Genomic DNA, 24,323 nt, shown 5'->3' with positions numbered 1-24,323 from the left:
AATGGTCGAAACATTGCTGGAAGTTCGCCAACTCAGTAAGACCTTTCGCTACCGCACCGGCTGGTTTCACCGCCAGACGGTGGAGGCCGTCAAGCCGCTGAGTTTTACTCTGCGCGAACGGCAGACGCTGGCGATCATCGGCGAGAACGGCTCCGGGAAATCCACCCTCGCCAAGATGCTGGCGGGCATGGTGGAACCCACCAGCGGCGAGCTGCTGATCGACGACCATCCGCTGACCTTCGGGGATTACTCCTACCGCAGCCAGAAGATTCGCATGATCTTTCAGGATCCGTCGACCTCACTGAATCCGCGCCAGCGTATCTCGCAGATCCTCGATTTTCCACTGCGGCTGAATACCGACCTCGACGCCGAGGCGCGGCAGAAGCAGATTATCGACACGTTGCGCATGGTCGGTCTGCTGCCGGACCACGTCAGCTATTACCCCCATATGCTGGCGCCCGGTCAGAAGCAGCGTCTCGGCCTCGCCAGGGCGCTGATCCTGCGCCCGAAGGTCATCGTCTGCGATGAGGCGCTGGCCTCGCTGGATATGTCGATGCGCTCCCAGCTCATTAACCTGATGCTGGAGCTGCAGGAGAAACAGGGCATCTCCTATATCTATGTCACTCAGCACCTGGGAATGATGAAGCACATCAGCGATCAAGTGCTGGTGATGCATAACGGCGAAGTGGTCGAGCGCGGCAGTACCGCCGATGTGCTGGCCTCACCGCTGCACGACCTGACCCGACGCCTGATCGCTGGCCACTTCGGTGAAGCCCTCACCGCCGACGCCTGGCGCAAAGACGGGAAATAGCCCATCTCATTCACCTCGCCCGGTGACCTCACACCGGCGCGTGGCCAGCCGTCCGCTTGAGGATAGCCGCCGCGTTGGCGATGTCCGGCGCCAGCCAGCGATCGTCCTCCCAGGTGGGCACGTTTTGGCGCAGCAGATCGCGCGCCCGGCGCGTCCCCGACGCTAGCTTCTGCGGCTCGTGAAAATCGAGCCCCTGCGCCGCGAGTAAATATTCGATACCCAGGATCTGATAGAGGTTGCCGAGCAGACGCTGCAATTTCAGCGCAGCACTGGTGCCCAGGCTTAAATGATCCTCCTGCAAAGCCGAGGTAACAAAATTATCCAGCACCGCCGGCTGCGCCAGCTGCTTATTTTCCGCGCACAACGACGCAGCGACGTACTGGGCAATCATCATGCCTGAATTCACCCCGGGTCGGGCGACCAGAAAGGCCGGCAAGCCGCTCACCAGAGGATTCACCAGCCGGTCAAGGCGTCGTTCGGCGATGGTACCCAGCTCTGCCATGGCAATGGCCAGCAAATCGCAGGCCATTGCCACCGATTCGCCATGGGGATGCGCCTGGGACACCACCCGCCACTGCTCAAGGGTACCCAGGATTAGGGGATTATCGGTACAGGCGTTAAGTTCGATATTAATCTGCGTCTGCGCATGGCTAAACTGGTCGCGGCAGGCGCCATGCACCTGAGGCATCGAGCGGAGACTCAGCGCATCCTGGGTGCGAAGACCTTCGCTTTCGGCCAGAAGATGGCTGTCCGCCAGCAGCTCACGCAGCCGCTGGCCGCTGGTCTGGATCCCGGGACTGGCTTTCAGCGCCAGGATCTCGGCATCGAATGCCACAAGCTGGCCGCGCAGCGCTTCAAAGCTCATCGCCCCGGTCACATCAGCCCAGTTCATTAAGCGCTCGGCGTCGTCTAAGGCCAGGCAGGCCAGGCCGGTCATGCACGGCGTACCGTTAACCAGACTGAGCCCCTCTTTCGCTCCCGGCGCAATGGGCTGCAGATTCAGCTGCGACAGGACCTCTGCCGCAGACCACGTTCGCCCTTGCCATAGCACATCGCCGACTCCCATCAGGGCCAGGCCAACGTGCGCCATATGCGTTAAATAGCCAACCGACCCCTGAGAGGGCACCTGCGGTGTCACGCCATGCTGCAAAAACGTCAGCAGTTGTCGCACTATTCCGGCGGAGATACCGGATTTACCGTGGCTGAAATTGGCCACCGCGGCGCACATAATGGCCCGGGTTGGGGCGACCTCCAGCAGCGGCCCCACCCCGCAGGCGTGACTGAGCAGCGTATTGCGCGACAACTGGTGTAACTGCGCTTCCGGCAGCGTAATGTTGCACAGCGCCCCCAGCCCGGTGTTAATCCCATAGGCCACCTGACCGGCGCTAACGATATGCTGGACGATCGCCCGCCCCTGCTCGATACGCGCCCAGGCGCTTTCGCTGAGGCTCAAGGTCGCCTCGCCCCGGGCGACACAAGCCACCTCCTGCCAGCGTATCGGTGCATCGCCCCACTGGATCATATTCATACGACCTGTCCTGGCTGTTGATGGCTGGAGATAAATTGCTTAAAGCGCGCGGAACCCTGAGTGCCAAATAGCGCCTCAGGCGCACCGTCGCAGTCAATCGTCCCCTGGTGCATAAATACCACCCGATTGGAGACATGGCGGGCGAATCCCAGTTCGTGGGTGACCACCAGCATCGTCCGCCCCTCTTCCGCCAGGCTGCGCATGACCTTTAACACCTCGCCGACCAGTTCGGGATCCAGCGCAGAGGTGGGTTCATCAAAGAGCATGACGTCTGGCTCCATCGCCAGCGCGCGGGCTATTGCCACGCGCTGCTGTTGGCCGCCGGAGAGCTGTGCCGGATAGAAATCCTTTCGGTTCAACATCCCCACCCGCTCCAGCAGCTGCTCCGCCTGTTCAATGCAGGTCCGTTTATCCCGTTTGAGCACATAATGCGGCCCCTCAATGACATTCTGCAGGACCGTCATATGCGACCACAGGTTAAAACTTTGAAAGACCATCCCCAGCCGCGAACGCAGGCGCTCTATCTGCCGGGGATTCGCCGCCAGCCGATGCCCGCGGGCGTGGTGCTTCATTTCAATCGTCTCGCCACCGACGCTGACCACCCCGGCATCGGGTGTTTCCAGCAGATTAATGCAGCGCAGCAGCGTACTTTTACCGGAGCCGCTGGCGCCGAGGATCGAAATGACATCGCCCTGCCGGGCCTGGATGGTGATCCCCTTCAGGACATCCAGGGAGCCAAAGGACTTATGAATATCGCTGACCGATAAGGTCACCGGACGTGAATCGAGCATCTTACTCTCCTTTGGTTATCGGCTTGAGCGACACGGTCGCCGGGTTTTGCCGGGTATGCGGCGTTAATCGCCGTTCTAGCAGGGCATACAGCTGCACAATGATGAAATTAAGCAGCAAATAGATGGCCGCCGCGCAGAGAAATACCTCCATCGTCCGGTAGGTACGCTGAATAATCTGTTGCGCCACCCCGGTGACGTCCCAGACGGTCACCAGGCTTGCCAGCGCCGTCGACTTGACCAGCAGAATGGCCTCCGTGGAGTAGGCTGGCAGCGCATAACGTAGCATCACCGGGGCAATGATCCGCCGCAACAACAGCCAGCGCGACATGCCGCAAGCCTGACCGGCTTCAATCTGACCCGGCGGTATCGCCAGCAACCCGCCGCGAAGAATTTCCGCTGTGTAGGCCGCCGTACAGAGCGCCAGCGCCAGAACGGCGCAGATAAAGGGTTCGCGCAGCAGCGGCCACAGGAAACTGTGACGGATCACCCCAAACTGACCCAGCCCGTAATAAATGAGAAACAACTGGATCAGCAATGGCGAACCGCGAAAGATCAGGATATAGCCTTTGGCGAAACCGCTAGCCAGCGGCCAGTGGCTCATTCGCAGCGCCAGAACGCCGAGGGCCAGTACGCCGCCGAGGATAAAAGAGCAAATAAAGAGCCCCAGCGTCACCGGCAGTGCCGCACCGAGCTTTAACAACGTCTCACCAAGGAAGGCAAAATCGATAAACATACGGGCTCCTTACGCCTGCGCGGTGCTGCGACGCAGCCAGGCGCGGTTGAGATGGCTCTCCGCCCGGGTAAACGCGCGGTTAGAGAGCAGCGTCAGGATCAAATAGCAGCCGCCGCCGATCAGATAGAACAGGAAATATTCGCGGGTCGAGCCTGCGGCAATCTGGCTGGCGCGCATCAGTTCAACCATCCCGGTCACCGATACCAGCGCCGAATCTTTGAGGCTCATTTGCCACACGTTGGATAACCCCGGCAGCGAATAACGGACAATCTGCGGCAACAGAATGCGCTGCAGGATCCGCCAGCGCGGCATGCCGATAGCGGTAGCCGCCTCCACTTCACCGGGCATCAGCGCCAGGCGAGCAGCACGATAGACTTCCGCCTGATACGAGGAGGAGATCAAACCAATCGCCAGGGCGCCAATCAGAAAGGGCGGAACCTCAATAAAGCCATCAGCGCCAAACAGACGCCCCACCCATGAAATCATCCCTGAGCCGCCAAAATAAAACAGGTAGATCACCAGTAATTCGGGGATACCGCGGAATACCACCGACCAGGCGGCGCCAAACCAGCGCGCTGGCGCGTGCCGGGATAGCTTCGCGGCGGCAATGACGCCGCCCACCGCCGCACCGACGGCCAGCGCGGCGAGCGACAGCAGCAAGGTGGTCAGCGTGGCACTGAGGATCAGCGTCCCCCACCCGTTTTCACCAAAACTCAGAAGATTCAACATAACAGCCTCACTCAGGGGGTAACGTCGCTTTTAAACCATTTCTCACTCAGTTTTTTTACCGTCCCATCGGCCAGCGCCGCCTGAATAGCGCTATCCAGTTTCGCTTTAAGATCGGTATCGGTCAGGCGTACCCCCATCGCTTCACCGCCTCCCCAGATCGGCCCGCTTATCAGCGGACCGCTTAATGCCAGATTGCTATTCTCCGAGCGCGACAGGGTGGTGTTGGCAAAGGTAATATCATCAAAAACGGCATCGATGCGCTCAGCCTGCAGGTCGAGGATCGCATCCGCTGAGTTGTTATATTCCCGGACGTCAGCGATATCCTTGAAATACTTGTCAATAAACGGGGTGTACACGGTGCCGGAAGCGATGCCGATGGTTTTCCCTTTCAACGCCGCGCGCAGAGGCGCAATCGCCGCCTGAATCTCTTTCTCATCATCATGAAGCTTGACCGTCGGAGACGGAGGGAGCAGTGACCCTTTTACCGCAATAAACGAGGCTGGCGTGGCAGCGTAGGCCTGGGTAAACGCCACGACCTTCGATCGCTCCGGGGTGACGACAATAGCGTCCATGATCACGTCATATTTTCCGGCGTTAAGTCCGGCAATCATGCCATCCCAGTTCTGTACCACCAGCTTGCATTCGATCTGCATCCGCTGGCATAAATTCGCCATGAGCTCAGGTTCGAAGCCGCTCAACTTCCCTCCGGGAAGCGTCAGGTTCCAGGGTTCATAGCCGCCTTCCGTAGCGATGGTGATTGATTTCCACTCTTTAGCGTATGTTGAGCCACCAGACAGCAGTAGCCCCGAAAACAGGGTGACCAGGCAGGCCTGGCGGAAAGTAATACGCTGTTGCATTTTCATTCTCCCGATCGCGTTTTGTCATGATGGCTCTGGTCACTGCGATAAGATAATTCGTAGATGACTGCTCATGTATATACAAGCATTGACAAACCCACACACGCGCTCGATGATGGATTTGTGAACCCTGTTGTAAATAATTTGTAAGCATGTTGAGACACACATGTAACAAATACCATCCACCCTCTGAATTCCGCCGAGCAGACCATGATCTTTTTTTTTGATATCGCCACCTTACCCATCACGCCATGGAAGAACGGTGCCGGTGCCACCCGGGAAATTATCGCCGTTCCTTCCGCAGAGGCTCCCTTTCTCTGGCGAGCGAGCATTGCCACACTGCAGGCAGATGGTCCATTTTCCCCCTTCCCCGGCGTCGACCGGGTGATTACCCTGCTGGCGGGACAACCGCTACGACTGTGCGGCGAGGACATCGACCATCCGCTGACGCTCTGGCAGCCATGGGCTTTCCCCGGTGAATGGGCGCTGTCCAGCGTCGGGATCGTTGAGCCAGGGCTGGACTTCAATATCATGACTCAGCGCGGACGTGCCTCGGCGAGCGTAGAGGTGATAAACGACCAGCAACGCCCTGCCACTGAGGGGGTCGCTTATGTTCTTCAGGGCGAGTGGGATCTGGCCGGGCAGCGAAGCGCGGCCGGCAGCGGTCTCTGCTGGCGCGGTGAATCCCCTGGCGAGCTATTGCCCCTCGGCGCCAATGGGCGTCTGCTGCTGGCGGAGATCGCGCTCAAATAATCGTCAGGAGAGATGGTATACTGGAGCCGTTGCGATGAGCTTTTGCCCCGCGCGGCGCGGGCCGGCTGAAAAATATCGTGACACAAGGGGTCGTCAGTGGGATATAATTCCCGGCTAAATTTGAGTTATTTTGAAATAACAATGTTAACGCTATGATTGTTAAAGTAAAAATAAGCAATAACGATAAGGATTAAAGCTATGGGTTTTCTTTCCGGTAAGCGCATTTTGATCACTGGCGTCGCCAGCAAACTGTCCATCGCCTACGGTATTGCGCAAGCAATGCACCGCGAAGGCGCGGAACTGGCATTCACCTATCAGAATGAAAAACTGAAAGGTCGCGTAGAAGAATTTGCTGCCGCGCTGGGTTCTGACATTGTGCTGCCGTGCGACGTTGCTGAAGATGAGAGCATCACCGCACTGTTCACCGAGCTGGAAAAAGTCTGGCCGAAATTCGATGGTTTCGTCCACTCTATCGGTTATGCTCCGGCTGACCAGTTAGATGGCGACTACGTCAATGCCGTGACCCGCGAAGGTTTCAAAATCGCGCACGACATCAGCGCTTACAGCTTCGTGGCGATGGCTAAAGCCTGCCGCAGCATGCTGAACCCGGATTCAGCCCTGCTGACGCTCTCCTACCTGGGCGCAGAGCGCGCGATCCCGAACTACAACGTGATGGGTCTGGCAAAAGCCTCTCTGGAAGCTAACGTCCGCTATATGGCTAACGCCATGGGTCCGGAAGGCATTCGCGTCAACGCCATCTCTGCCGGTCCGATCCGTACGCTGGCTGCTTCTGGCATTAAAGATTTCCGTAAAATGCTGGCACACTGCGAAGCGGTCACCCCGATCCGTCGCACCGTCACCATTGAAGATGTGGGTAACAGCGCAGCCTTCCTGTGCTCCAACCTGTCTGCGGGGATCTCCGGTGAAGTCGTTCACGTTGACGGCGGGTTCAGCATCGCCGCCATGAACGAACTGGAACTGAAATAAGTTCCATACCCTCCTCACCCTGGTGAGGAGGGCCTATCCCTTACTCCCTTCCGTTGCGCTGTCTCTTGTTATTCCAATCGGCTATTTGTTAGCACGTATCAATATTTTCTCCTGCTTCCGGGTTACGCCAGGATAGTTCTGCATAAACGATCCGCGGAACGGCGGTTCGCCACATACCGAACAAGGAAAGCCCATGGAGCCACGCCGCGTGAATGGCAAAAACCACTGGTATCACGAAACCCAGTCAACAATCTGCCCAGTGGATGTTCTGCCACTTGTCCCTGAAGCCGCCCATGTTGAAGACCGCTTTTTGCTGGACCTGACGCTGCCGGATGCCTGGCTACACATCCACGCAGGCTGGCTACATCCTGCTCGCCAGCTGGCAGTGCGGCTGTTTCCCGATCAGGTGACGGTGAGCCGACTGCAAACTTTTACCGCCTATGATCGCCTGAGCACCGCGCTGACTGTCGCCCAGGTCTACGGCGTCCAGCGGTTGTGTAACCACTATGCCGCCCGTCTGGCCCCCTTGCCTGGCCCTGACTCTTCGCGTGAGAGCAACCGTCGCCTGGCGCAGATCACTCAGTACGCTCGTCAGCTCGCCAGTTCGCCCTCCGTCATTAACGCCCTCTCACGCAGCCAGCTTGACGAAGTAGGCTTAACCAGCCGGGATATTATCCTGATCAACCAGATTATCGGTTTCGTCGGCTTCCAGGCCCGGGCGATTGCTGTCCTGCAGGCGGCGCTGGGCTATCCGGTGCGTTGGATCCCCGGCATGCCTCAGCAAGAAGAGGCCCCCGCCGAACTGTTCACCGCGCCACCAGGAGAGTGGCAGAGCGACCTTGAGGACCCCGATCTGCAGTATGCCGATGATGAACGCCAGCGGCGCATCGCTGGCTGGCAGTCGCTGCACGGCCTGGGCGAGTTGGCCCCACTGCTGGCCTGCGACCCACAGTTGATCGTGCCTCTGGAGACCTTGATCCGTCAGCTCAGCACGGATGATGCCTTTGGCCCGCAGGTCGCCTTACTCACGGCACGCACCAATGGCAGTCCCACCTGTTTTGATGCCTGGCTCCCCCACTGGCACGGTGAAGAAGAGTTCGCCAGCCACCTGCGGGAAGGCGACCAGGCCCTCCATCGTTGGCTCCAGCAGCATCCTCAGTCCCGGGCCCTCGTTACCGCGGTGCAGCTGTTAACCCGCTCGCCGGACCGGTTTAGCGCCGCCCAGTTAACTCCCCTCGCGGAATATGGACTCTCTGCGGAACAAGCGATCGATCTGTTGACCTGGAGCGGGCTGTGCGGATGGATGAATCGTCTGAAAATCGCCCTCGGCAATGTGCGTCAGCAGACGTAAATTGCTGAAACAGCGCTTGCTGCGGCAGGCATATTCGCGTAAAAATGTCAGCCGCTCTTTTAGCCACGAAAATACCTAATTATGTTTCAGGATAACCCGCTGCTAGCGCAGCTTAAACAGCAACTGCATTCCCAGACGCCGCGCGCTGAAGGGGTCGTTAAGGGCACGGAAAAGGGCTTTGGCTTCCTCGAAGTGGACGCTCAGAAGAGCTACTTCATTCCGCCGCCGCAGATGAAAAAGGTGATGCATGGCGACCGTATCGTCGCGGTGATCCATTCTGAAAAAGATCGCGAAAGCGCCGAACCGGAATCACTGATTGAGCCGTTCCTGACCCGTTTCGTCGGTAAAGTCCAGAAGAAAGACGATCGCCTCGCTATCGTTCCTGACCATCCGCTGCTGAAAGACGCCATTCCCTGCCGCGCCGCCCGTGGCGTTGAGCATGATTTCAAACAGGGTGACTGGGCCGTCGCCGAGATGCGCCGTCATCCGTTAAAAGGCGACCGCGGGTTTTACGCGGAGCTGACCCAGTTCATCACCTTCAGCGACGATCACTTCGTCCCCTGGTGGGTAACCCTGGCGCGCCATAACCTCGAAAAAGAAGCGCCGGACGGCGTGGCCACGGAAATGCTCGATGAAGGGCTGACGCGCCGCGATTTAACCGCTCTCGACTTCGTCACTATCGACAGCGCCAGCACCGAAGATATGGACGATGCGCTGTATGCCGAATCCACTGCTGATGGCAAACTGCTGCTGACGGTCGCCATTGCTGACCCGACCGCCTGGATTGCCGAAGGTAGCAAGCTGGATAAGGCCGCAAAAGTGCGCGCCTTTACCAACTATCTGCCGGGCTTCAATATTCCGATGCTGCCCCGCGAGCTGTCAGACGACCTGTGCTCCCTGCGCGCTAACGAAGTGCGCCCGGTGCTGGCCTGCCAGATGACTCTGGCGGCCGATGGCACCATCGAAGACAACATCGAGTTCTTTGCCGCCACCATCGAGTCGAAAGCCAAGCTGGCCTATGACGACGTCTCTGACTGGCTGGAAGGCCGCGGCAGCTGGCAACCGGGCAGCGACGCCATCGCGCAGCAAATTACGCTGTTGAAAGATGTGTGCCAGCGTCGTAGCGAATGGCGTCAGACCCATGCGCTGGTGTTCAAAGACCGTCCGGACTACCGTTTCGTTCTTGGCGAAAAAGGCGAAGTGCTGGATATCGTCGCGGAGCCACGTCGCATTGCCAACCGCATTGTCGAAGAGTCGATGATCGCCGCCAACATCTGTGCCGCCCGCGTTCTGCGCGACAAGCTCGGCTTCGGCGTTTATAACGTCCATACCGGCTTCGACCCGGCGAATACCGAACAGCTGGCGGCGCTGCTGAAAACCCACGACGTGCACGTCGACCCAACGGAGGTGCTGACGCTGGAAGGGTTCTGCAAGCTGCGCCGCGAACTGGACGCCCAGCCGACCGGTTTCCTCGACAGCCGCATCCGCCGCTTCCAGTCGTTTGCGGAAATCAGCACCGAGCCGGGCCCGCACTTTGGCCTCGGCCTTGAGGCCTATGCCACCTGGACCTCGCCGATCCGTAAATATGGCGACATGATCAACCACCGTCTGCTGAAGGCCATCATCAAAGGCGAGACCATTGCGCGCCCGCAGGATGATGCCACCGTGCAGATGGCGGAGCGCCGTCGTCTTAACCGGATGGCTGAGCGCGATGTGGCCGACTGGCTGTATGCTCGCTTCCTCAACGATAAAGCCGGGACCGATACCCGCTTTGCGGCGGAGATCATCGACATCAGCCGCGGCGGGATGCGCGTGCGCCTGGTGGACAATGGCGCGGTCGCCTTTATTCCGGCCCCGTTCCTCCACGCCGTTCGCGACGAACTGGTGTGCAGCCAGGAGAACGGCACCGTGCAGATCAAGGGCGAGGTGGTCTACAAAGTGACTGACGTTATCGATGTCACCATCGCTGAAGTCCGCATGGAAACCCGCAGCATTATTGCGCGTCCGGCAGTCTGACGCCCCTTCACAGCGGTTCCTCCGGGAACCGCTGCTTCTTTCCTCTCCATCCAGCGATTTCCGTCGCACCGATTAAGGTTGTGCGTTTTTTTCGCTTCTCTTTTTCACTCATTTTTAGCATCATTGATTTCATTCGTTTTTGTTACCAGGATAATGCCATGTCAGATGTGAATGCCCACCTGCTCGCCCAACGTATCGATACCGTGCTGGATATTCTGGTTGCCGGTGATTACCACTCTGCGATCCATAATCTGGAAATCCTCAAAGCGGAGCTGCTGGCACTGGCAGCGGACGACGCTGAGCAAAAAAACCAGCCCAAGGCCCCCTGGGAAATCTGATTATCGCCCATGCCGCAACCGGTGACTCATACCGGTTGCTCGCCATATAGCCCCCTAACAGTGATGTTGCTATGAACGCCCGACAACAAAGTATTTTGCAAGTGGTCATTGATAAAGGCCGGATGAGCGTCGCCGATCTGGCGAAGATGACCGGTGTCTCAGAGGTCACAATTCGCCAGGATCTGAATCTGCTGGAAAAGCAGAGCTATTTGCGCCGCACCCATGGCTATGCAGTCCCACTGGACAGTGAAGATGTCGAAACCCGCATGATGACCCATTTCGCCATTAAGCGTGAACTGGCCAGCCGGGCGGCGGCGCTGGTGAGCGCCGGCGAAACGGTATTCATCGAAAACGGCAGCAGCAACGCCCTGCTGGCGCGCACCCTCGCCGAACGCGGCGATATCACCATCATTACCGTGAGCAGCTATATCGCCCATCTGCTGAAAGAGACGCCGGGAGAGGTGATCCTGCTGGGCGGGATTTACCAGAAACGCAGTGAAAGCATGGTGGGCCCGCTGACCCGCCAGTTCATCCAGCAGGTGCATTTCAGCAAAGCCTTCATCGGGATCGATGGCTGGCAGGCAGAAACCGGCTTTACCGGTCGCGATATGATGCGTGCGGATGTGGTTAACGCCGTGCTGGAAAAGCACTGTGAAGCGATTATTCTCAGCGACAGTTCAAAATTCAGCGCGGTTCATCCCTATCCCCTCGGTCCCGCCGGGCGCTTTAACCGCGTTATTACCGACGATCGCCTGCCGGCCGCCTGCCGCGACCAGTTACTGCACAGCGGCCTGACCGTCGATATTGTGCCGTACGCTTGATGTTTACCCTGCCCCGAGCCATGCCATAGCGCCGTTCGGGGCGTTATTACGCTCTGAGAGTATTCCGAGCCGCTAATTAAGATTTTTTACCTGACGATACATTTAAAAAAAAGTAAAATTATTATTAGCGATATAACAGGAAGTGACTATCACCTGCGTGATTTTCGTGACACCTGCGCACCCTAACTTCATGGAATTGCCCTAAAGCTGCTATTTCAGGCTATGCTTAAAGGAGCGTAGTATCCATGAATAGATTATTCAGGAGAAAAAAATGATGACTTCAACGAGCAAAAAAATGGCTGCTGTCGTTCTGGCTGTCACTGTAGCAATGTCTCTGAGCGCTTGCTCTAACATGTCTAAACGCGACCGTAACACCGCGATCGGTGCTGGCGCCGGCGCCATCGGTGGTGCGGTGTTAACTGACGGTAGCGCACTCGGTACCTTGGGTGGCGCGGCAGTCGGTGGTATTATTGGTCACCAGGTTGGCAAATAATATAATTACCTGACGAAATAAAAGAATAATTCACACGAATTGACTTACGCACGTTAAATCATTCAAGGCCGCGGCATTCACCGCGGCCTTGTTATTTCAGCATTACTTTAATTATTGCCGAAATAGCACTCAGCCACCGGCTAACTTAACCTTCATCCCTTTCGCCTCGAGCAGCGACTTAAGTAAATCCCGTTTATCACCCTGGATCTCGATCACGCCATCTTTCACTGCGCCGCCGCAACCACATTTCTTTTTCAGCTCTGCTGCCAGAGCGTTCAGCGCGGCATCGTCAGCATCGATGCCGCTAATCAGGCACACGCCTTTGCCCTTGCGACCGCTGGTCTGGCGCTGAATACGGACAATACCATCGCCTTGAGGCCGCACCGGCGCCGGTTTCGCCTCGTCGATACGCCCGGTTTCCGTGGAGTAGACCAGGCGGCTATTGGAATCGCTCATTATGCCTCCTTTGACAACGAGACGTTGATTGCCCGCAGCGTTGCGGCAGGATCGGCCGACTGTGTTACCGGGCGACCAATAACCATATAATCCACACCCGCCGCCTGGGCCTGCTCGGGGGTCATAATCCGCCGCTGATCCCCGGCCTCGCTCCCCTGCGGACGGATCCCCGGGGTCACCAGCTTAAACGCCTGTCCCAGCTCCTGTTTGAAGCGCACCGCCTCCTGAGCTGAGCACACGACCCCGTCAAGGCCGCAGCGTTGGGTCAGCGCTGCCAGCTTCGCCGCGTAATCAGCCGGGGATAAGGTAATGCCCAGATCCTGCAGGTCGCAGGCCTCCATGCTGGTGAGTACGGTGACGGCGATCAGCAGCGGAGCGTCTTTGCCAAACGGCAGCAGCGCTTCACGCGCGGCGGTCATCATTCGCGCGCCGCCGGAGGCATGAACATTCACCATCCATACACCGAGTTCGGCCGCCGCCGCCACCGCGCGAGCCGTGGTATTGGGGATATCGTGAAACTTAAGGTCAAGGAACACCTCAAACCCACGCTGATGTAGATCGCGAACAAACTGCGGGCCCAGCAGGGTGAACATCTCTTTGCCCACCTTCAGGCGGCAGTCTCGCGGGTCGATGCGGTCGACAAATGCCAGCGCTTTATCGCGATTATCATAGTCGAGCGCAACCACAACGGGAGAGGATGTGACAGCGCGGGAAGATGTGATAGCTGTAGACGTCATGACCAGACCTTAGTGTTGATGGGCGCCAGGGCGGCGCAAAAAAGGTAAACGGGCAGCATTCTACCTGTGAAGCTAACAAAATAACAGGCTGCTGTATTGGCGCTGGCCGGACGATGGCGCTGCCGGGGCCGCGCGTGGAGTGGAGAGAAGCGATAAGTATGTTGTAACTAATAGAGGGATTTTTTTTGACTTTATTGGCCGTCGAGGCCGCGAATGGGTTTGATGGTTGCCCACGAACGGCAGGATGGGCAGTGCCAGTAGAGCGTATGGGCGGTAAAGCCGCATTTCTGGCAGCGATAGCGCGGTTTGCTGCGCACCTGTTCCCCGACCATGTTTCTCAGCACCCCGAGGCTTTCTTTCGCCCGCCCTTCTTCCGCTTCGTTGAGATGGTAGTCCATCAGCTTATGGAAGACACGCATGGTCGGGTGACGTTCCAGCTGCCGGGTAACGTAGTTTTGCGCGGCTTCGACCCCTTCCCGTTGCTCGAGGATCTGCGCCAGCATCAGTTCAGCGGTGGCCCCGGTGTTCTCATCCACACAGCGACGCAGGAAAACTTCCCACTCTTCGGCTTTACCCAGTTGCTGGTAGCAGGTCTGCAGCATCTCCAGCGTCTCACCGACCAGCTCTTTATCCTGATCGATAACCCGCTCAAGGCTCTCTACCGCTTTGGCGTAATCACCCTTTTCCATCCACACCCGGCCCATCATTATTGAGACCCGCGCGCTGTTGCGGTCTGCGGCGGCGCCTTTCTTCAGCAGCGCCATCGCCTTATCCAGATCGTTGGCCGCCATCTGCTGCAGGGCCAGCTCACACCAGAAGTTGGCGATTTCGCCACGATGTTTCTCTTTACCCAGCTTCACCAGCCGTTCAGCCACTTCGATCGCCGACTGCCAGTCGCTGGTCGCCTGGTAGATCTGCAGCAGCTGCTGCAGAGCGCTCAGGCGGAAATCGGTCTCATCCACCAGCTGTTTGAACATGTCTTCCGCGCGATCGTACAACCCGGCGGCCATATAGTCGCGCCCCAGCTGCTGGACGGCCAGCAGACGCTGATCGTAGGTTAACGATGCGCTTTCCATCAGGCTCTGATGGATACGGATCGCGCGGTCAACCTCGCCGCGCGAGCGGAACAGGTTACCGAGCGTCAGGTGGGCCTCAACGGTGCCGGTATCCTCTTTCAACATATCAAGGAACAGGTCGACGGCTTTATCCTGCTGGTTGCTGAGCAGGAAGTTAACCCCCGCCACGTAATCCCGTGACAGGCGGTTCGCATCGTCCTGTTTGGACTGTTGTGCACTTCTGCGCCCCATGTACCAGCCGTAGGCGGCGGCAACGGGTAAAAGCAGAAACAACAACTCCAGCATAAGAGGTTATTCCTTCACGGCAGGCACGCCTGCGTCGACAGCGACCGGGCTGACGGGGGCAATCTGGTGCTCAAGGCGCTTAATTTTTCGCTCCGCGCGCGCCAGCGAGACACGCACCCGCAGCCAGAACAGGCCGCAGATCAGCCAGCCAATGGCAAAGCCCGCGGCGAACAGCACCGCCAGCAGCGTCGAAATGCGGAATTCACCCTGCGCGAGTAAATAGTTGAACGTGACCTGTTGGTCATTCTGCGCCCCCAGCGTCACTGAAATGACGAAGATTGCTAGCACCAGTAAGAAAATGAGTAAATATTTCACATGACTTCCCGTTATGTGGGTTGCGCGTAAAAAAGCCCGCTTTCAGCCCTATAAAGTATCATTTTCGCCGCAGCGGTGGAATGAAAAAGCATGGCAACTGTACAGGATATGCGGTCGGATGCCGCTAAAATCAACATTATTCCGCTTCGGGCATCCGTTTTTTAATATCCTGCGCCTCCTCCCCCGGCGGCGAGAGCGGTCCGCACAGGCGCTGCGTCAGCCAGCAGGCCACCGTGACCAGCAGCCAGGAGATCAGCGTGGCGACAATGAGATCCAGCGGCCAATGCATGCCCAGCGCCAGACGACTGCCCATCACCGCCGTCGCCCATACCAGCAGCACGGCGACCGTGCCCCAACGCCGACGCGGCCACAGAAGTCCGGCGGCCAGCAGTGCCCAGCTGGCGGCGAACATCGTGTGACCAGACGGGAAAGCAAAGCCCGTCTCTTTCTGCCAGTGCTTGCGTAAAAATGGCGGAATGTCCTGCGCCTGCGCCAGCTGAGCATGCACCAGTTTAGCGCGTTCTTTACGCTTCAACGCATAGAATTGCGTCACCGGCACCTGTCTTGAGTTTTCCAGCCAGATGACAAAGGGTCTCGGCTCCTGAACCCGCTCTTTGACCCAGGATTTAATCCCCTGTCCCGCCAGGATGGCGGCGGCAAGAATCAGGAACAGGATCAGTGCCGCGCGCAGCCGGTAGCGCAGACACCAGAGAAACCAGCCGCACAGGGCGACATGCGTGATAATTCCCCACGGCTGCGTCACCGTTTCCGTCACCCACCAGAGGGTTTTCAACATAGCAACCGGCAGTCCTGGCTGCCACAGCCAACCAGACAGCCAGACCGTAACAGGCATAACAAGCAGCAGCGCCGCCGCGAGAGCGGTTCGTCGGGCAATCAACAGCATTTTCTCTCCTTCTCCTTGTAGATGAACATCATAGCGGAAAGTAGTTCGTTTGTGCGCTTTCCACGCGGCTAACCGTTCGCGATTAGGAGAACGTCCCGGCCTTGTGGCAAAATAGCGACAAACAGAAAGCACATTCAGGTGCTGACAGAATCTGGAGAATCACATGCAGCTTAAACGTGTGGCAGAAGCCAAACTGCCAACCCCATGGGGCGATTTCCTGATGGTGGGTTTTGAAGAACTGGCAACCGGACAAGATCATGTCGCGTTGGTGTATGGCGATATTTCGGGGCAGTCGCCGGTCCTGGCCCGTGTCCATTCAGAGTGTCTGACGGGCGATGCCTTGTTTAGTCTGCGCTGTGATTGTGGCTTTCAGCTGGAAGCGGCCCTGTCGCATATCGCCGAAGAAGGTCGGGGGATCCTGCTCTATCACCGTCAGGAAGGACGCAACATTGGTTTATTGAATAAGATCCGCGCCTACGCGCTGCAGGATCAGGGCTACGACACCGTTGAGGCAAACCATCAGCTGGGCTTCGCCGCCGATGAGCGTGACTTCACCCTGTGCGCCGATATGTTCAAACTGCTCAACGTTGAGCAGGTGCGCTTATTAACCAATAACCCGAAAAAAGTGGAAATTCTTACCGAAGCCGGAATCAACATTGTGGAGCGCGTACCGCTGATCGTCGGGCGCAACCCCAAAAACGCTCACTACCTGGATACCAAAGCCGCCAAAATGGGCCATCTGCTGAACAGCAAGCCGGCGGAGTAAATCGTTTAGATCAAAGAGAAAGGGCCAGCGATGCTGGCCCTTTGTTTTACAGCATATTGCGGATGACGTAGTGCAGAATGCCGTCGTTGCGGTAGTAGGTAAGCTCGGTCGCCGTGTCGATACGGCACCGACAGGGGATCACTTCCTGCGAGCCGTCAGCGCGAGTCAGGGTCACCGGCACCGTAGCGCCAGGCTGAAGCGACTGCAGATTGCTGATATCAACCTGCTCTTCCCCGGTCAACTGCAGCGTTTTGCGGGTGACGCCCTGCGGGAACTCCAGCGGTAAAATCCCCATCCCGATCAGGTTGGAGCGGTGGATACGTTCGAAGGACTCGGCGATCACCACCCGAATGCCCAGCAGGCGCGGCCCCTTCGCCGCCCAGTCGCGGCTGGAACCAGACCCATATTCCTTACCGGCAATCACCGCCAGCGGAATGCCTTCCGCTTTATACCGCATCGCCGCATCGTAGATCGCCACCGGTTCGCGGTCCGGCAGATGCCGGGTCATACCGCCTTCCACTCCCGGCACCATTTCGTTACGAATACGGATATTGGCGAAGGTGCCGCGCATCATCACCTCATGGTTACCGCGACGGGAACCATAGGAGTTAAAGTCGCGCCGGGCAACCCCATGCTCCTGCAGATAGCGGCCTGCCGGGCTATCGGCTTTGATGCTCCCCGCCGGCGAAATGTGGTCAGTGGTCACTGAATCGCCCAGCATGGCGAGGATCCGCGCACCATGAATATCCTCCACCGGCAGCGGCTCGACGCCCATCTCGTCAAAGAACGGCGACAGGCGAATATAAGTCGAGTCCTCCTGCCAGTCATAGGTATCTGACGCCTCTACCTTGATTGCTTTCCACTCCTCAGTACCGGAAAACACTTCCGCGTACTCTTTGCGGAACATCTCGGTGGAGACCTGTTCCACCGCGCGGGCAATCTCCTCCCCGCTCGGCCAGATATCTTTCAGATAGACCGGCTTACCATCGCTGCCCTGCCCCAACGGCTCGCGGGTAAGATCGATGTTCATGTTCCCCGCCAGCGCGTAAGCAACCACCAGCGGCGGTGAGGCCAGCCAGTTGGTTTTCACCAGCGGATGGATACGCCCTTCGAAGTTACGGTTACCGGAAAGCACTGCCCCGACGGTCAGGTCGCCCTTTTTAATCGCCTCTTCGATAGGCTCCGGCAACGGACCAGAGTTACCGATACAGGTGGTACAGCCATATCCCACCAGATTAAAACCGAGCTGGTCGAGGTAAGGCGTCAGGCCGGCATGGGCCAGATAATCCGACACCACTTTCGAGCCTGGAGCCAGGGAAGCTTTTACCCACGGCTGCGGCTGCAGTCCTCGCTCGACGGCTTTTTTCGCCAGCAGACCGGCGGCCATCAGCACGCTGGGGTTGGAGGTATTGGTACAGGAGGTGATCGCCGCAATGGCCACAGCGCCGTCCGGTAGCGAATAGTGATGCCCGTTCAGCGTATAATCCACCGGCTGGCGCTGACGCTGAAGATGGTTAACCTCCAGCTCGCCGCTGGCGGCGAAGGCTTTCGGTACATCGCCCAGCGCCACGCGATCCTGCGGCCGCTTCGGCCCGGCAAGGCTTGCCTCAACGCTGCCCATGTCCAGCGCCAGGGTGCTGGTAAAGACCGGCTCATCGCCAGGTTTGCGCCACATGCCCTGCGCTTTGGCATAGGCTTCCACCAGCGCGACCTGCTCTTCGCTACGGCCGCTGAGACGCATATAGCTGAGCGTCACGTCATCGATCGGGAAGAAGCCACAGGTGGCGCCATACTCCGGCGCCATATTGGCGATGGTGGCGCGATCGGCCAGGGGTAAGGTATCCAGGCCATCGCCGTAGAATTCAACAAACTTGCCGACGACACCGTGCTGGCGCAGCATCTGAGTGACCGTCAGCACCAGATCGGTGGCGGTAATGCCTTCACGCAGTTTGCCACTGAGCTTAAAGCCCACGACATCCGGGATCAGCATCGACACCGGCTGGCCCAGCATGGCGGCTTCCGCTTCAATCCCGCCCACGCCCCAGCCCAGTACGCCGAGACCGTTAATCATGGTGGTATGGGAGTCGGTGCCCACCAGCGTATCCGGCCACGCCATCCATTTCCCGTTCACCTCTTCGCTCCAGACGGCCCGACCGAGGTATTCCAGGTTGACCTGGTGACAAATACCGGTGCCCGGCGGCACCACGCTGAAGCGGCTGAAGGCCTGCTGACCCCAGCGCAAAAAAGCGTAACGTTCGTGGTTACGTTCCATTTCCAGACGGACGTTATCTTCGAAGGCCTCGTCATCGCCGAAGCGGTCGACGGTGACCGAGTGGTCGATCACCAGGTCTACAGGCGACAGCGGATTCACTTTCGCGGTGTCGCCGCCCAGGCGCTTCACCGCCTCGCGCATGGCGGCCAGATCCACCACTGCCGGCACGCCGGTAAAGTCCTGCATCAGAACGCGCGCCGGACGGTAGGCTATCTCCCGGTCGGCATGGGCCTGTTGCAGCCAGCCGGCCAGGGCACGAATATCTTCTTCTGTCACCGAGTCACCGTCCTGCCAGCGCAGCAGGTTCTCCATCAGCACCTTCAGCGACTTAGGCAGTCGACTAAGATCGCCCAGCTGCTTCTCTGCCAGCGGCAGACTGTAGTAATGCCAGGTTTTCTCGTTGACCAGCAGCGTGTCCTTACTGGCTTCTCGTAGGGTTGACGACATAGCTCCTCCTTTATCTCAGGGATGGCATACCCCGATTCTCCTCAGGGTCTCCATTAAAGATAACACATGCAGAGCATAACACTTTGATAACAACCCAAATTGCTAAATGCGCAGATGGCGAGAGTGATTATTCGGGAATTATCCTGGAATCGGAGAAATAGCACCAAAATAGTGCAGAAGCGATGATTAAGCCGATATTGTATTAGTACACGAGGACAAAAAAAGAGCTAATCGGCCAGCTGGCTATGATTAGCTCTTGTGAGTGATTTCAGATTGGATGAATCCAGCGGCAAAATATATTCTCCCTGTATTGCCGGTCACTGATCTTATATTACCGTTTCCTTTCACTGTCATAAAAATGACATGTATCTACAACGATGACCTACAGCTTTAGCTGACAATCCAGATGTTGCAGATGGTAAGCGCGATGATGCTCCAGAACATCGCCAGCCCTACCAACACTACGCCCCATACGCGACTACGCAGAACGGGATCGATTTCGGTTTTGTCATTCTCGTATGACATCGCCAGTTTCATGTAATCGATATTACTTATCATATTGTCACCACCAATTGCTCAAATCATCAGGTACAGATAAATCTTAATTATGGATAAAAGATTAATCCAGTGAATTTAGGCCTGATGGAATATATTTAACCGGTTATTTGATCGCGGCGGGCATAATGACAAACGTGTTGCCAGAAATTATTAATTTTGTGATTGGTTCGAGGTTTAAGATGTTAAATTGGGACCATGATAGTCAATGGCACTCCCCACAGGGAATGCCATTGTTTTTTTAAGGGTTATTTTTCCGGAAGTTTTATATCTTTAAACATCGCTTCTATATCTTCATTTGACCGCAAAGCCACCGCAGTATCCACGACATCCCGGGTCAGATGGGGTGCAAAACGTTGAATAAAATCATACATGTAGCTTCGTAAGAAGGTGCTACGGCGGAAACCAATTTTGGTGGTGCTGTGGCTGAATATACCGTTCGCATCCAGCTTCACCAGATCAGGGTCAGAGACCGGATCGACCGCCATGCTGGCAATCACCCCTACCCCAAGGCCCAGACGAACATAGGTTTTGATGACGTCGGCGTCAGTGGCGGTAAAGACAATGCGCGGCGTCAGGCCCGCACGGTTAAACGCAGTATCCAGTTCCGAACGACCGGTAAAGCCAAAGGTATAGGTCACCAGCGGGTACTGCGCCAGCTCTTCAATGGAAACCGAGCCCTTCGCGGCCAGAGGATGCTCAGGCGTCACCACAATCGACCGGTTCCAGTGATAGCATGGCAACATCACCAGATCGTCATACAGATGCAGCGCCTCGGTGGCGATGGCGAAGTCGGCATTGCCTTTCGATACGGCTTCTGCAATCTGGGTTGGCGAGCCCTGATGCATATGCAGCGACACGCGCGGGTAGCGTTCAATAAAGCCCTTGATCACTCCCGGTAACGCATAGCGCGCTTGAGTATGGGTCGTCGCCACATATAACGACCCTTTATCAGGCCAGGTATGCTCCCCGGCGACAGATTTGATCGCATCGACTTTCGACAACACCTCGCGGGCGATACGGATGATCTCCTGCCCGGCAGGCGTCACCTGGGTTAAATGTTTGCCGCTGCGGGCAAAGATCTGGATGCCCAGCTCATCTTCCAGCATGCGGACCTGCTTACTGATGCCCGGCTGGGAGGTATAAAGCCCTTCGGCGGTGGATGAAACATTCAGGTTATGGTTCACCACCTCAACGATGTAGCGAAGCTGTTGTAGTTTCATGCTGATATCCGTTTGCGCGTAAAATGAAGCCGCTTAATACACTTTACGTTCAGGCAACTTGTCGACCGTGAGGCCCGGCCTCCCGGCAGTTGGCCATAGTGGCGCCGCAACGCATCCTGAAAGCGATGATGTATAAGACGTTTTAATAATAAAAAAGGGATTAACTATAACCACTATATCATTTATATCAACAGTGTATAGATACTAACGAAAAATAATATAGGTGGTTATAAGGGGAAGAAAAGCCGATCCAGAAGGGGAAACGATGCGGCAGAAGCATCCACTGCTTCTGCCGGTCGTTAGAGCAGGAAAAGCGCGCTTTTCCTGCCTGGTCATGCACAATTACTTCTTGGCTTCAGTCCATTTACCGTCGATAAAGAAGGCTGACCAGCCGGTCGCTTTGCCCTCTTTTTCGGAAGCCACGTACTGCTGTTTCGTTTTACGGCTAAAGCGCACCAGCGTTTTATTACCTTCCGGATCCTGCTGCGGCGCATCGGCGAGATAGCGCAGTTTTTCCGGCAGACGATCGCGGAAGCGGTACAGCTCTTCCACCAGCGGCGCACGCGTTTCCCGTGATTTCGGGAAGGTGTTGGCCGCCAGGAAGACACCCGCCGCCCCGTCGCGCAACACGAAGTATGCGTCAGACTTCTCGCACGGCAGCTCCGGCAGCGGCACCGGATCTTCCTTCGGCGGAGCCACTTCGCCATTGCGCAGGATCTTACGCGTGTTTTTACACTCGTCGTTGGTACAGGCCATGTACTTGCCGAAACGCCCCATTTTCAGGTGCATTTCAGAACCGCACTTCTCGCACTCTACTACCGGACCGTCATAGCCCTTGATGCGGAACTCGCCCTCTTCAATCTCATAGCCGTCGCAGGTCGGGTTATTACCACAAACGTGCAGTTTACGCTTGGGATCGATAAGGTAGCTGTCCATTGCCGTCCCGCACTTCTGACAGCGACGTTTGGCGCGCAGCGCGTTGGTTTCCGCGTCATCGCCTTCCAGCACGTTGAGGACTTCGTTTTCCGGCACCAGGTTGATGGTGGTTTTGCAACGCTCTTTCGGCGGCAGGGCATAGCCCGAACAGCCGAGGAAAACGCCGGTACTGGCAGTACGGATCCCCATTTTACGTCCACAGGTCGGGCAGTCGATGCTGGTAAGCACCATCGGGTTCGGCTGCATGCCGCCCTCTTCCGGATCTTTCTCCGCGGTCTCCAGCTGAGTGGTAAAATCGCCGAAGAAGTGGTTCAGCACCTCTTTCCACTCGGCCTGGTGGTTGGCCACCTGGTCGAGACGATCTTCCATCTGCGCGGTGAAGTCGTAGTTCATCAGATCGCGGAAGTTTTCTTCCAGCCGATCGGTGACGATTTCGCCCATTTTCTCCGCGTAGAAACGACGGTTTTCCACCCGCACGTAGCCGCGATCCTGAATGGTCGAGATGATCGAAGCGTAGGTGGAAGGACGGCCGATACCGCGTTTTTCCAGCTCTTTGACCAGCGAAGCTTCGCTGAAGCGCGCCGGCGGCTTGGTAAAGTGCTGCGCAGGCGTCAGCTCCACCAGGCTCAGGCGGTCGCCCTGTTTGACCACCGGCAACGTCCGGTCTTCATCGCCCTTGCGCAGCGCCGGCATCACTTTGGTCCAGCCGTCGAAACGTAAGGTACGACCGCGCGCTTTCAGTTTGAAATCGCCCGCCGCCACGGTCAGCGTGGTGGAATCGTATTGCGCCGGCGTCATCTGACAGGCGACAAACTGGCGCCAGATCAGCTGATAGAGCTTCTGCGCATCGGCTTCCATATCTTTCAGCGTTTCCGCCAGCACGCTCACATCAGAAGGACGAATCGCTTCGTGCGCTTCCTGCGAGTTTTCTTTGCTGGCGTACTGGTTAGCGCTCTCCGGCAGATATTTTTTGCCAAAGTTGTCGCTGATATAACCGCGAACCATGTTCAGCGCGTCCTGACTCAGGTTGGTGGAGTCGGTACGCATATAGGTGATGTGCCCCGCCTCATAGAGACGTTGAGCCATCATCATGGTCTTTTTCACGCCGAAGCCGAGACGGGTGCTGGCCGCCTGCTGCAGCGTGGAGGTGATGAACGGCGCGCCCGGCTTGCTGCTGGTCGGCTTGTCTTCTCGCTCCAGCACGCTGTAGCTGGCTTTTTCCAGCAGCGATACCGCCGCCATGGTCTCATCACGGCTGACCGGACGGAACGGCTTATCGTCTTTATGGGTCACCTGCAGAGGCAGCGCGTCGCCGCCCGGCGTGGTGGTGCTGGCATCAACTTCCCAGTACTCTTCCGGGACGAAGGCTTTGATTTCACGCTCACGTTCCACCACCAGGCGGACCGCAACGGACTGCACGCGCCCGGCAGAAAGACCACGGGCAATTTTCTTCCACAGCAGCGGCGAGACCATATAGCCCACCACGCGGTCCATAAAGCGGCGCGCCTGCTGGGCGTTAACCCGATCGATATTCAGTTCGCCCGGCTTTTCAAAGGCCTGACGAATAGCGTTTTTGGTGATCTCATTGAACACCACGCGGCTGTAACGCTGTTCATCGCCACCGATCACTTCCCGCAGGTGCCAGGCAATGGCTTCCCCTTCGCGGTCAAGGTCGGTTGCGAGATAGATGTGGTCAGCTTTTTCTGCCAACTGTTTGAGTTCTGAAACTACCTTTTCTTTACCCGGAAGTACTTCATAGTGCGCATTCCAGTCATGCCATGGGTCCACGCCCATGCGGTTAACCAGAGCACCACGTTCGTCCTTTTTAGGCTTTTTAGCCCCTTTGGTGGCGGTAGAGTCGGTGCTCTTTTTGGAAGCTGATCCACTGGTCGGCAAATCGCGGATATGACCGACGCTGGATTTCACCACGTAGTCATTACCCAGATACTTATTGATCGTTTTGGCTTTTGCCGGGGACTCAACGATAACGAGAGCTTTACCCATATTCACCTTTACCTAATTTGATTCATCCAGGAATACATCGCACATTCATACACCCTCCACTGGCGACTGCCTCATATGTTGCGGCACCGTCGGTGAATATCAACCCTGAACACCCGTTTCATCTCCGTAAAACCAGGCG

The 24,323-nt window shown here is 57.3% G+C and carries 23 protein-coding genes; 9 read left to right on the top strand and 14 right to left on the bottom strand.

Features of this window, described 5'->3' with window-relative positions:
- The first annotated feature begins 1 nt into the window (after position 1).
- On the top strand, positions 2 to 811 hold the full coding sequence (gene sapF / locus CWM54_RS03090; protein ID WP_004140269.1) for a putrescine export ABC transporter ATP-binding protein SapF: 810 nt from the start codon (positions 2 to 4) through the stop codon (positions 809 to 811).
- A gap of 28 nt (positions 812 to 839) precedes the next feature.
- Here the strand turns inward: sapF and CWM54_RS03085 are convergent, their stop codons facing one another.
- The 5 genes from CWM54_RS03085 to CWM54_RS03065 are packed head-to-tail and all read right to left on the bottom strand — an operon-like array spanning position 840 to position 5,449.
- Entirely contained in the window at positions 840 to 2,339 is a 1,500-nt protein-coding gene (locus tag CWM54_RS03085) for an HAL/PAL/TAL family ammonia-lyase (RefSeq protein WP_100695917.1), read from the bottom strand.
- Positions 2,336 to 3,130 carry an ABC transporter ATP-binding protein gene (locus tag CWM54_RS03080; protein ID WP_008807802.1) on the bottom strand — a complete coding sequence of 265 codons (795 nt, stop codon included), beginning with the start codon at positions 3,128 to 3,130 and terminating at the stop codon, positions 2,336 to 2,338. Before CWM54_RS03080 ends, CWM54_RS03085 begins: the two co-directional genes overlap by 4 nt.
- A gap of 1 nt (position 3,131) precedes the next feature.
- A complete protein-coding gene (locus tag CWM54_RS03075; protein WP_012968438.1) occupies positions 3,132 to 3,863 on the bottom strand; it encodes an ABC transporter permease in 732 nt (243 codons plus the stop codon).
- 9 nt (positions 3,864 to 3,872) lie between these two features.
- Positions 3,873 to 4,592: an ABC transporter permease gene (locus CWM54_RS03070; protein WP_061154895.1), complete on the bottom strand. Its 720-nt coding sequence runs from the start codon at positions 4,590 to 4,592 to the stop codon at positions 3,873 to 3,875.
- A gap of 11 nt (positions 4,593 to 4,603) precedes the next feature.
- Entirely contained in the window at positions 4,604 to 5,449 is an 846-nt protein-coding gene (locus tag CWM54_RS03065; protein WP_061154896.1) for a transporter substrate-binding domain-containing protein, read from the bottom strand.
- 210 nt (positions 5,450 to 5,659) lie between these two features.
- Here CWM54_RS03065 and CWM54_RS03060 point away from each other — a divergent pair, with 210 nt between their 5' ends.
- From CWM54_RS03060 to osmB, 7 genes are all read left to right on the top strand, one after another.
- The gene (locus tag CWM54_RS03060; RefSeq protein ID WP_100695915.1) at positions 5,660 to 6,202 is read left to right on the top strand and encodes a HutD family protein; all 543 of its coding nucleotides are present in this window, start codon (positions 5,660 to 5,662) and stop codon (positions 6,200 to 6,202) included.
- Positions 6,203 to 6,400: 198 nt separating this feature from the next.
- Complete coding sequence (gene fabI / locus CWM54_RS03055) at positions 6,401 to 7,189, top strand: enoyl-ACP reductase FabI (protein WP_100680013.1); 789 nt, start codon at positions 6,401 to 6,403, stop codon at positions 7,187 to 7,189.
- Between the two features lie 193 nt (positions 7,190 to 7,382).
- Positions 7,383 to 8,540, top strand: a complete 1,158-nt coding sequence (locus CWM54_RS03050; RefSeq protein WP_100680012.1) for a CMD domain-containing protein — start codon at positions 7,383 to 7,385, stop codon at positions 8,538 to 8,540.
- Positions 8,541 to 8,621: 81 nt separating this feature from the next.
- Positions 8,622 to 10,556 (top strand): exoribonuclease II, encoded by a 1,935-nt coding sequence (locus tag CWM54_RS03045; protein ID WP_061154900.1) that lies wholly within the window; start codon positions 8,622 to 8,624, stop codon positions 10,554 to 10,556.
- A gap of 158 nt (positions 10,557 to 10,714) precedes the next feature.
- Positions 10,715 to 10,894, top strand: coding sequence for a hypothetical protein (locus CWM54_RS03040; protein WP_012542045.1), 180 nt, complete (start codon positions 10,715 to 10,717; stop codon positions 10,892 to 10,894).
- A gap of 71 nt (positions 10,895 to 10,965) precedes the next feature.
- On the top strand, positions 10,966 to 11,715 hold the full coding sequence (locus tag CWM54_RS03035; RefSeq protein ID WP_100630918.1) for a DNA-binding transcriptional regulator YciT: 750 nt from the start codon (positions 10,966 to 10,968) through the stop codon (positions 11,713 to 11,715).
- A gap of 274 nt (positions 11,716 to 11,989) precedes the next feature.
- Positions 11,990 to 12,208, top strand: a complete 219-nt coding sequence (osmB, locus tag CWM54_RS03030) for an osmotically-inducible lipoprotein OsmB (RefSeq protein WP_002901783.1) — start codon at positions 11,990 to 11,992, stop codon at positions 12,206 to 12,208.
- Between the two features lie 129 nt (positions 12,209 to 12,337).
- Here osmB and yciH read toward each other — a convergent pair whose 3' ends face one another.
- The 5 genes from yciH to pgpB form a co-directional block, all read right to left on the bottom strand.
- Positions 12,338 to 12,664: a stress response translation initiation inhibitor YciH gene (gene yciH / locus CWM54_RS03025; protein ID WP_100695913.1), complete on the bottom strand. Its 327-nt coding sequence runs from the start codon at positions 12,662 to 12,664 to the stop codon at positions 12,338 to 12,340.
- Positions 12,664 to 13,401 (bottom strand): orotidine-5'-phosphate decarboxylase, encoded by a 738-nt coding sequence (gene pyrF, locus CWM54_RS03020; RefSeq protein ID WP_061154903.1) that lies wholly within the window; start codon positions 13,399 to 13,401, stop codon positions 12,664 to 12,666. The genes yciH and pyrF overlap by 1 nt, the downstream gene beginning before the upstream one ends.
- 191 nt (positions 13,402 to 13,592) lie before the next feature.
- Entirely contained in the window at positions 13,593 to 14,762 is a 1,170-nt protein-coding gene (gene lapB, locus CWM54_RS03015) for a lipopolysaccharide assembly protein LapB (protein WP_008807790.1), read from the bottom strand.
- A gap of 6 nt (positions 14,763 to 14,768) precedes the next feature.
- Entirely contained in the window at positions 14,769 to 15,077 is a 309-nt protein-coding gene (locus tag CWM54_RS03010) for a LapA family protein (protein WP_012542047.1), read from the bottom strand.
- A 136-nt stretch (positions 15,078 to 15,213) separates the two neighbouring features.
- The gene (gene pgpB / locus CWM54_RS03005) at positions 15,214 to 15,981 is read right to left on the bottom strand and encodes a phosphatidylglycerophosphatase B (RefSeq protein WP_100695911.1); all 768 of its coding nucleotides are present in this window, start codon (positions 15,979 to 15,981) and stop codon (positions 15,214 to 15,216) included.
- 163 nt (positions 15,982 to 16,144) lie between these two features.
- On the opposite strand from pgpB, the gene ribA reads away from it, so the two are divergent.
- On the top strand, positions 16,145 to 16,747 hold the full coding sequence (gene ribA / locus CWM54_RS03000; RefSeq protein ID WP_008807788.1) for a GTP cyclohydrolase II: 603 nt from the start codon (positions 16,145 to 16,147) through the stop codon (positions 16,745 to 16,747).
- A gap of 46 nt (positions 16,748 to 16,793) precedes the next feature.
- Here ribA and acnA read toward each other — a convergent pair whose 3' ends face one another.
- The 4 genes from acnA to topA form a co-directional block, all read right to left on the bottom strand.
- Complete coding sequence (acnA, locus tag CWM54_RS02995) at positions 16,794 to 19,466, bottom strand: aconitate hydratase AcnA (protein ID WP_100680008.1); 2,673 nt, start codon at positions 19,464 to 19,466, stop codon at positions 16,794 to 16,796.
- A gap of 390 nt (positions 19,467 to 19,856) precedes the next feature.
- A complete protein-coding gene (locus CWM54_RS02990; RefSeq protein ID WP_002901776.1) occupies positions 19,857 to 20,024 on the bottom strand; it encodes a YmiA family putative membrane protein in 168 nt (55 codons plus the stop codon).
- A 245-nt stretch (positions 20,025 to 20,269) separates the two neighbouring features.
- Positions 20,270 to 21,244: an HTH-type transcriptional regulator CysB gene (gene cysB, locus CWM54_RS02985; protein ID WP_008807786.1), complete on the bottom strand. Its 975-nt coding sequence runs from the start codon at positions 21,242 to 21,244 to the stop codon at positions 20,270 to 20,272.
- A gap of 342 nt (positions 21,245 to 21,586) precedes the next feature.
- The gene (topA, locus tag CWM54_RS02980; RefSeq protein WP_008807785.1) at positions 21,587 to 24,184 is read right to left on the bottom strand and encodes a type I DNA topoisomerase; all 2,598 of its coding nucleotides are present in this window, start codon (positions 24,182 to 24,184) and stop codon (positions 21,587 to 21,589) included.
- Between the last annotated feature and the right edge of the window lie 139 nt (positions 24,185 to 24,323).

The organism is Klebsiella sp. D-Nf1, from assembly GCF_002810515.1.
Lineage (GTDB): Bacteria > Pseudomonadota > Gammaproteobacteria > Enterobacterales > Enterobacteriaceae > Klebsiella > Klebsiella variicola.
The sequence above is the reverse complement of the archived record's forward strand: the minus strand, read 5'-3'. Positions and strand labels throughout refer to the sequence as shown.